Raw genomic sequence first — 8,784 nt, 5'->3', positions numbered from 1 at the left:
TCGGCGGTGGGGGGACTATGGTTTCGGATGTCCTAAAAGAAAAGCGGGTGCATCCTCCGTATCCAAGGAGTGAGTACGCTGACCGAAGTTGCGGGAATGCGTCACATGCGCGGTCTGATGACCGCCTGGTGGACCTCGGCGAGATGGACCGAGGCCTGGACGCTGACGATCGCGGTCGCCTGTCTGACCGCAGCCGCCAGCAAGTGCGGCGTGTGGGTGGCCGAAGCGTCGGGCGCCTTCATCAGTGCGATCGTCAACTTCCACAGTGTCGAGGGCCTGGTCGCCAAGGACCGGCTGATCGACACGGCGCTGACCCTCGTCGCCCTTGCGGCCCTCAAGACCTGCCTGCTGGTCGGCACCCGCCACTATCTGCTCACCACCATGCACCGCAAATGGCGCCGCTGGCTGGACGGCCAGTTCAACAGCGCCCTGCTCGGCGAGCGCCGTGCCTATTTCCACCTAATGAGCGGCTCCGGTGCCTCGATGCCCGGCAAGGACATCCCCGACAACATCGACCAGCGCGTCCAGGACGCGATCAAGGACATGACCGGCGGCGCGCTCGGCCTCGCGGTCGGCCTGTTCGGCGTGGTCACCTCGGTCTGGTTCGTCGGCGAGAAGCTGCTGGAGACCACCTCGGCGGTCGATGGCCTCGAATTCCTCGGCCAGTATGGCACCGTCGTGCTGGCCTTCGTCGTGGTCGGCGCCTACGTGCCGCTCAACACCTTCCTCGCCCTCAAGATCGGCAAGGTGATGGAGCGGCTCAACGTGATGATGCAGAGCTTCGAGGCGAGCTATCGCGGCGAGTTCAGCGCGCTCACCCGCCGCTCGCTGCAGGTCGCCGCCTCGCGGGGCGAGGGCGTGCAGGCCGCGATCCACCGCGACCTCTACACCTCGATCGACAGCACCTGGGAGCGCAAGAACCGCATCGCCTCGGTGTTCATGTCCTTCCACGGCCTCTACGGCTACCTGACCGACAAGGTGGTGTCCTACCTGCCGATGCTGCCCGGCTACATGAACGGCGCCGTGGACTTCAAGACCTACGTCACCGGGTCCGAACTCGTCGGCGATCTGATCAACAACTGCTCCTGGCTGATCAACGTCATGCCGGACATCGCCAACCTCAAGGCCAACGCCGGCCGCGTCACCGAGCTGGCGGTCGCCATCGAGGATGTCCAGGACAGCCACGTCTTCTCGCCCGCAACGGCGTGCGCGACTTCCACTACGACGGCCGCACCCACGACGGCAGCCTCGTCATCCGGCGCCTGCGGCTGATGCACCAGGGCCACGACACCGCCTTCCTCTCGGCGGCCAACATCAAGCTGCGCCCCGGCCAGTGGGTGTTCGTGCGCGGCCCGTCCGGCTGCGGCAAGTCGTCCTTCATCAAGGCGCTCGCCGGCCTGTGGCCCCACGGCAGCGGCCATGTCGCCCATGCCGAGAACGCGCAGTTCTTCTATGCCTGCCAGGAGATCCGCCTGCCGCAGTGCACGCTGAAGCAGCTCGTCGCGCTGCCCGGCGATGCCTCGCATTTCAACGACGTGGAGGTCACCGCGTCGATGGCCGCCGCCGGCCTCGGCGAGTTCATCGAGGCGCTCGGCGAGACCCAGTGGCGCGGTCGCCGCTGGGAGGACATCCTCTCCGGCGGCCAGAAGCAGCGCCTCGTGCTCGCCCGCATCCTGCTGCACCGGCCCGACGTGCTGTTCCTCGACGAGGCGACGGCCGCGCTCGACCCGGCCGCCCGCACCCAGTTCCTCCAGCTGGTCAAGCTGCGCTGCCCGCAGGCGATCGTCATCAGCGTCATGCACGAGGAAAGCCCGCCGCTCGCCGAGGACGGCACGCCCTTCTACGACAGCGTGCTGGACATCAATGACGGCCGGGCCCTCCTGAAGCCGGTCCTGCTGCCCGACAGCGCTGCCCCGGCGGTGGTCCGGCCGATCCGGATGCAGGCGGCGGAGTAGGCCGCTCCCGCATGCGCTGCCGGCGACGGCGTCGGGCCATGGACGATCAACGCAAACGGGGCCCCGCCATCAGGACGGGGCCCCGTTTCGTCATCTGCTCGACGCGTCATCCGGACGCGCCAGAGCGACCCGCCGGTCAGGGCCGGCGGGTCAGATCCTCACGCCGCCTGTTCCTCGGCGGCGATGTCGCGGCCGAGCGTCACGAGGTCGAGCTTGCCGGTGCCGAGCACCGGCAGCTTCTCGATCACCCGCACCTCGGCCGGCACCATCAGCTCGCTCGCGCCCTTCGCCTTTGACACCGCCTGGATGTCGGCGCGGGTGGCGCCGCGGGCGTCGGTGACGAGGATCAGCCGTTCGCCCTTGCGGGCGTCGGGGCGGGCGACGACGCCGGTCATCGCCCCCGGCCAGGCTTCGGCCGCCAGCGCCTCGACGGCGGCCAGCGACACCATCTCGCCGGCGATCTTGGCAAAGCGCTTGGCCCGGCCGCGAATGGTGACGAAGCCCTCGGCGTCGATGGTCACGATGTCGCCGGTGTCGTGCCAGCCGGCCTCCGGCGGCTGCAGCACGCCGGGCGCGTCGGCCTTGAGATAGCCCATCATGATGTTGGGACCGCGCACGTAGAGCCGGCCGCCCTCGTCGATGCCGGGCACCGGCTCCAGCCGGGCCTCCATGCCGGGCATGATCCGGCCGACGGTGCCGAAGCGGTTGAACATCGGCGTGTTGATCGCCAGCACCGGCGCCGTCTCGGTGACGCCGTAGCCCTCCAGGATGCGCAGGCCGAACTTCTCCATGTAGACCCGCCGCGTCGCCTCCTTCACCGGCTCGGCGCCGGCCAGCAGGTAGCGCAGCGAGCGGAAATCATAGGGATGCGCGGTGCGGGCATAGCCGGACAGGAACGTGTCGGTGCCGAACAGGATGGTGGCATTCGAGGCGTAGACCAGTTCCGGCACGATCCGGTAGTGCAGCGGCGAGGGGTAGAGGTAGACCGGCACGCCGGAGACCAGCGGCAGGATCGCCCCGACCGTGAGGCCGAAGGAGTGGAACATCGGCAGCACGTTGAACACCTTGTCCTCGCGGCCGAAGTCGATGCGCGCGGCGGCCTGCGCGGCATTGGCGAGGAGATTCTTCGACGACAGCACCACGCCCTTCGGCGCGCCTTCCGAGCCGGAGGTGAACAGGATCGCCGCCGGGTCGCTGCCGCTGCGCTTCACCAATGGCCGGCGGCGGTTCCACAGGCCCTTGAGCTTGTCGCCAAGGCCGATCCCCGCGCGCAGGTCCTCCAGGTAGACGATCTGGACCTTGCCCGACATCTCGGCGACGAGCCGGTCGAGCTTGGCTTTCTCGACGAAGCCGCGCGAGGTCAGCACGGTCTCGACCTTGGCGGCCGTGCAGGCGGACAGGACGTTGGCGGCGCCCGCCGTGAAGTTGATCATCGCCGGCACCCGGCCGGCCGACATCACGGCAAGCACGGTGACCACCGCGCCGCCGGCATTGGGCAGCATCACGCCGATCGCGCCGCCCTCGGGGGCAAAGGGCGCCATCCGGCTGCCGAGGACGCGGGCGCCGGCGAGCATCTTCCTGTAGGTGAGCTTGCCCGCCACCGGGTCTTCCAGCGCGACCCGGCTTTCGCCGTGGACCTTGGCCGCCTCGATCACCGCGTCGAACACCGAGCGGTCGATGGGCGTGGTGCGGAACACGAGGTCGGACATGATCTGGTAGAGACCGGCGCCGGCCGCATGGCGGCGCGCCTTGCCCTTCAGCGCCGGGGCGACCTCGAGTTTCACCGGCTCCAGGATGGTCACGGTCACCTTGGGGAACCAGCGGCGGCGCACCTGCGCGGAGTTGAGATAGGAGGCGGGTGTCGCTTCGAGGCCCTCGATCCGCACCGGCACCACGTTGGCCCCGGTCTTGTCGGCGATCAGGCCGGCGCCGTCATAGACCTTCATCAGGCTGCCGGTGACCGAGATCCGGCCCTCCGGGAAGATCACCAGCGTGTTGCCCTCGTTCACCGCCTTGATCAGCGTGCGGGTCGCCATCGGCCGGGTCGGGTCGAGGGGCATCGCCCGGGTGAGATTGACAAAGGGCTTCACCCACCACTTCTGGGCGATGCCGTGGTCGATGGCAAACACCGGGTCCTCCTCGAGGATGGCGAGCGCGGCGGCGCCGTCGAGCAGGCTGACGTGGTTGAGCGCGATGATCGCGCCGGGGCCGCCTGGCGAGGTTGTCGCGGCCCTTCACCTCCATCCGGAACAGGAGGCGGAACACGACGAACAGGAAGTCGGCGAACAGGCTGGTCGGCATCGCCCGGGCGATCCACACCGCCGAGACGAAGGCGGTGACGGCCAGCATGACGAAGACCAGGGCGATCGAGGCGCCGAGCGCCTGCGAGATGCCCATCACCAGCGCGCCGACGACGATGAAGCCGGCGTTGAGGATGTTGACCGCGGCGATCACCCGGGCGCGGGAGGCCTCCGGCGCCCAGGACTGGATGGCCGCAAACGAGGGCACGATGAACAGGCCGCCGGCCACCGCCAGGATCGTCAGGTCGATCCCGACCGCCCAGGCCACCGGCTGGGCGAAGAAGGCGGCAAGGCCCATGTCGGTGCCGGTCGGCTCCAGCCCCCAGAGCGTGAAACCGAGATGCAGCGAGGCAAGGCCGATCAGCACCGAGGCGACCGGCACCGGGAAAAGGACGATCCGGCCGTTGCACAGCCACGAGGCCAGCGCCGAGCCGAGGCCGATGGCAACGGCGAACAGCGTGAGATAGGCGGAGATGACGATCTCGTCGCCGCCCATCTGCCGGTCGATCATCGGCGGCAGCAGCGCCATGGCGATCGCCCCCATCATCCAGAACAGCGAGACGATGATGCCGCCGCGCCACAGGCGGGTGTCGGTCTTGAGTTCGCGCAGCAGCGCGAAGGTGGAGCGGAACACGTTCAGGTCGACGACGAGGTCCGGCGCCTTCGAGCCGGTCGGCGGAATGAACCGGGCGCCAGCCAGCTCAGCACGGAGAAGGCCATCAGGGTCACGGCGATCACCGTCGCGTCGGACAGCTTGAAGGCGATCGAGGCGAGCACGGTGCCGCCGACGATGGCGATGAAGGTCGCCCCCTCGACCAGCGCGTTGCCGGAGGGCAGTTCGCGGGTCTCCAGATGGTCCGGCAGGATGCCGTATTTGATCGGGCCGAACAGCGCCGAGATGGTGCCGAAGGCGAACAGGGCGACGAACAGCACCGGGATCGACATCATCAGGAAGCCGGCGACGGCGATGGCCGCGGCGCCGATCTCGGCGAATTTCAGCCGTTTGGCGATCACCGCCTTGTCGTGTCGGTCGGCAAGTTCGCCGCCGAGGGCGGAGAGGAAGAAGAAGGGCGCGATCAGCACGGCGCCGGCAAAGGAGACGAAGGTTTCCGCCTCCTGCGCGGCCATCGTCGCCAGAATCAGGAACACGAGCGCGTTCTTCAGGAAATTGTCGCCAAGCGCGGAAAAGAACTGGCACCAGAACAGCGGTGCGAAGCGGCGGCTCGAAATCAGTCGTCCCATCATGTCGAGGGTCCTCTCGGCGGGCTGGTCAGCCCCTCGCGGAGGCCGGACGCATGAAGGTGATACGCAAGAAGTTAGAACGAGGTTCAGCCGGCGGACATTTCCCGGCTGTTCGTGGCGATCGGGGCTGTCGCGATCCGGGCCATGGCAAGCCCGGCGCGGGCCTCGGCCAGCGCGGCATTGGCCTGCGACAGGCGAAGGTGCAGGTCGACGATCGCCTCCGGCGCGCCCGCCAGCGCCGTCTGCCGGGCGACTTCCAGGGCGCGGCAGGCCTCGCGCACCGCGGAATTGGCCCGGTCGAGGCGGTGGGCGGCGATGGCGACGAGGCCGGGATTGCCGGACGAACGGCGGGCGGTGGGGGCGAGGCGGCGGATCAGGGAAACTGCGCGCTTGTACATCGGGGATCTCCTGCTATGAACGGTGTTCAGTGATCGCAGGATATCGAAAAATGAACATTGTTCAAGATATGAAATGAACGATGTTCATAATATGGTGAACCCATGACCAGAGCCACCACGCTGCGCCGCGACGCCCAGCGCACCGCCCTTCTCGATGCGGCCGAGCGCCGGATCGCCGACGCGGGCCTCACGGCGCTCAAAGCGCGGGATCTCGCCTCCGAAGTCGGCTGCGCGGTGGGGGCGCTCTACACGCTGGTGGCCGACATGGACGAGGTGGTGCTGCGCGTCGGCTCGCGCACCCTCGGCCGCCTCGATGCGGCGCTGACGGCCAGCGCGGCGTCGGCCGCCGCCGGCACGCCCGCCGCGCGGCTCGTCGCCATCGCCCGCACCTATGCCGATTTTGCCGCCGACAATCTCCACCTCTGGCGCGCCCTGTTCGAATTCCGCCTCGCCGACGGCCGCGCCCTGCCGGACTGGTCGGCGGAAGAACAGATCCGCCTGTTCCGCCACATCGACGCGCCGCTGTCGGCGCTCCGTCCCGACCTGCCGGACGCCGAGCGCCACCTCCTCGCCCGTACCCTGTTCTCCGCCGTCCACGGCATCGTCGTGCTCGGCCTCGAAGGCAAGCTGATCGCCGTGCCGCGCGCCGGTCTGCACGGCCAGATCGCGATGGTGGTGGAAGCCATCGCCCACGGACTGGCGGCGGGGCAGGGGTCTGGAAATGGGAACAGGTGACGCCCGTCTTCCCCCTCCCGGCGCTCTGGCCTAGGATATCCCGATGATCGACCTGTCCCTGATTTCCCCCGAACTCGCCGGCCGGCTGACCTTCCGTCCGGCGCCGCCCACCCTTGCCCCGCTCGGCCCCGGCCAGCATTCGCTCGGCCTGTCGGACAAGCGCGACGCGATCCTGCATGTGCCCGAGGGGCTGGAGCCGGGCGCGGACGTGCCGCTGATGGTGCTGTTCCACGGCGCTGGCGGCGGCGCGGGAATCATGCTGCCGCAGTTCGAGGCCATGGCCGAGGCGCGGAAATTCCTGATTCTTGCGCCGCAGTCGATGTTCCCGACCTGGGATCTCGTCATCGGCGGCAACGGCCCCGACCGCGAGCGGCTGGATGCGGCGCTTTCGATCGTCGGCCGGCATTTCGCGCTCCGCCCCGGCCGCATCGCCTTTGCCGGCTGGTCGGACGGGTGCAGCTATGCGCTGTCGATCGGCCTCACCAACGGCGCCTTCGTCAGCCATGTCATGGCGATGTCCGGCGGCTTCATGTCGGTGACCTCGCCGCAGGGCGAGCCGAAGGTGTTCGTCGCCCACGGCCGCAACGACGAGCAGCTGCCCGTGGCCCGCGCCGGCCGGGGCAAGGTCGCCGAACTGCGCGAGGCCGGTTATGACGTGACCTATCTGGAACACGACGGCATCCACAAGCTGACGCCGGACGTGGCCGAGGCCGCCGTGCGCTTCTTCCTCGACTGACCTGACACGCCGCCCGGCCGAGCCGGGCAACGCGACCTGCCCGATGCCCACGCGCCCCGAACGGGGACAGGATGCCATGACGACCACCCAGAACCGCCTGATCGACCGCCAGTTCGGCCCGATGGCCGCCGCCTATGTGGAAAGCCGGGTCCATGCCGCCGGTGCCGACCTCGACCTGATCGCGGCCCGCGCGGCGGAGGTGCGCCCCAGCGTGGCGCTCGATCTCGGCACCGGCGGCGGCCACGTCGCCTATGCGCTGGCCCCGCATGCGGGCGAGGTTCTGGCCTGCGACCTGTCGGCCGGCATGCTCGCCACCGTCGCCCGCACGGCGGCGGAAAAGGGCCTTGCCAACATCCGCACGGTGGAGGCGGACGTGCGGGCACTCGGCCTCGACGCGGCCACCGCCGATTTCGTGGCGAGCCGCTACAGTGCCCATCACTGGACCGACCTTGCCGCCGGCCTGCGCGAGGCGCGGCGGGTGGCCAAAGCCGGCGCGCCGGCGATCTTCGCCGACGTGGTGACCTCCGGCGTCGCGCTCTACGACACCCATCTCCAGGCGGTGGAACTGCTGCGCGACCCCTCGCATGTGCGCAACCGGTCGATCGCCGAATGGACCGCGCTGCTGCGTGACGCCGGCTTCGAGACCCTCGCCGTCCGCCGCGACCGGCTGCGTCTCGACTTTGCGACCTGGATCGCGCGGATGGGCACGCCCGAGGCCCATGTCACGGCGATCCGCTCGCTGCAGGAGGGCGCCTCCGCCGAGGTGCGCCGCCATTTCGCCATCGAGCCCGACGGCAGCTTCCTCTTGGAGACGGCGGTGTTCGAGACCGTGGCGGACTGAGTCAGCGTCCCGTCGATCCGAATCCGCCGGCGCCGCGCGCCGTCTCATCCAGGCTCGCCACCTCGACCAGACGCGCCTGCGTCACCGGGGCGATCACCACCTGCGCGATGCGCTCGCCGCGGGCGATCACGAACGGCGCGTCGCCGAGGTTGATCAGGATCACCTTCACCTCGCCGCGATAGTCCGCATCGATCGTGCCGGGCGTGTTGAGCACGGTGACGCCGTGCCTGGCGGCCAGCCCCGAACGCGGCCGCACCTGCGCCTCGAACCCTTCCGGCAGCGCGATCGCAAGGCCCGTCGCACCAGCGCGCGGGCGCCCGGCGCCAGCGTCAGCGGCTCGCCGACGGCCGCCAGCAGGTCCATGCCGGCCGCCTGCGGGCTCTGGTAGGCCGGCAAGGGAAGGTCGGCGCCATGAGGCAGGCGGGTGACGGCAAGGGAGATGGTCATCGGCGATCCAGGGTGGGTTGGGGTCCGGAGTGGATACGGAAGTTCTTTGTTCGAGGAAAGGCCGAGGCCCCCTCATGCGCGCTGCGCGCCACCTTCTCCCTCGATGGGGAGAAGGGGCAAATGGCGGAGC

Annotated in this window: 6 protein-coding genes and 2 pseudogenes; 5 read left to right on the top strand and 3 right to left on the bottom strand. The window is 69.5% G+C overall.

The annotated features are described in order from the left end of the window. Positions 1 to 105: 105 nt before the first annotated feature. Positions 106 to 1,272, top strand: a complete 1,167-nt coding sequence (locus tag A6302_RS22400) for an ABC transporter family protein (RefSeq protein WP_169833621.1) — start codon at positions 106 to 108, stop codon at positions 1,270 to 1,272. Continuing rightward, positions 1,206 to 1,955, top strand: coding sequence for an ATP-binding cassette domain-containing protein (locus A6302_RS22395; protein ID WP_141703904.1), 750 nt, complete (start codon positions 1,206 to 1,208; stop codon positions 1,953 to 1,955). The genes A6302_RS22400 and A6302_RS22395 overlap by 67 nt, the downstream gene beginning before the upstream one ends. A gap of 158 nt (positions 1,956 to 2,113) precedes the next feature. Here the strand turns inward: A6302_RS22395 and A6302_RS17975 are convergent. Together A6302_RS17975 and A6302_RS17970 are read right to left on the bottom strand one after the other, a co-directional pair. After that, a pseudogene (locus tag A6302_RS17975) lies at positions 2,114 to 5,500 on the bottom strand (acyl-[ACP]--phospholipid O-acyltransferase). Between the two features lie 83 nt (positions 5,501 to 5,583). Continuing rightward, complete coding sequence (locus A6302_RS17970; protein WP_069308193.1) at positions 5,584 to 5,895, bottom strand: hypothetical protein; 312 nt, start codon at positions 5,893 to 5,895, stop codon at positions 5,584 to 5,586. A gap of 102 nt (positions 5,896 to 5,997) precedes the next feature. Between A6302_RS17970 and A6302_RS17965 the strand changes: the two genes are divergently transcribed. From A6302_RS17965 to A6302_RS17955, 3 genes are all read left to right on the top strand, one after another. Then, entirely contained in the window at positions 5,998 to 6,630 is a 633-nt protein-coding gene (locus A6302_RS17965) for a TetR/AcrR family transcriptional regulator (RefSeq protein ID WP_069308192.1), read from the top strand. A 43-nt stretch (positions 6,631 to 6,673) separates the two neighbouring features. After that, a complete protein-coding gene (locus A6302_RS17960; RefSeq protein ID WP_210183383.1) occupies positions 6,674 to 7,366 on the top strand; it encodes an alpha/beta hydrolase in 693 nt (230 codons plus the stop codon). Between the two features lie 76 nt (positions 7,367 to 7,442). Further along, complete coding sequence (locus tag A6302_RS17955; protein WP_069308191.1) at positions 7,443 to 8,207, top strand: class I SAM-dependent methyltransferase; 765 nt, start codon at positions 7,443 to 7,445, stop codon at positions 8,205 to 8,207. 1 nt (position 8,208) lies between these two features. Here A6302_RS17955 and dut read toward each other — a convergent pair. Next, positions 8,209 to 8,654: pseudogene (gene dut, locus A6302_RS17950) on the bottom strand (dUTP diphosphatase). Between the last annotated feature and the right edge of the window lie 130 nt (positions 8,655 to 8,784).

Origin of the sequence: Methylobrevis pamukkalensis (genome assembly GCF_001720135.1) — a bacterium.
In the GTDB taxonomy this organism is placed as follows: domain Bacteria; phylum Pseudomonadota; class Alphaproteobacteria; order Rhizobiales; family Pleomorphomonadaceae; genus Methylobrevis; species Methylobrevis pamukkalensis.
This window is presented reverse-complemented; position numbering and strand designations above follow the sequence as displayed.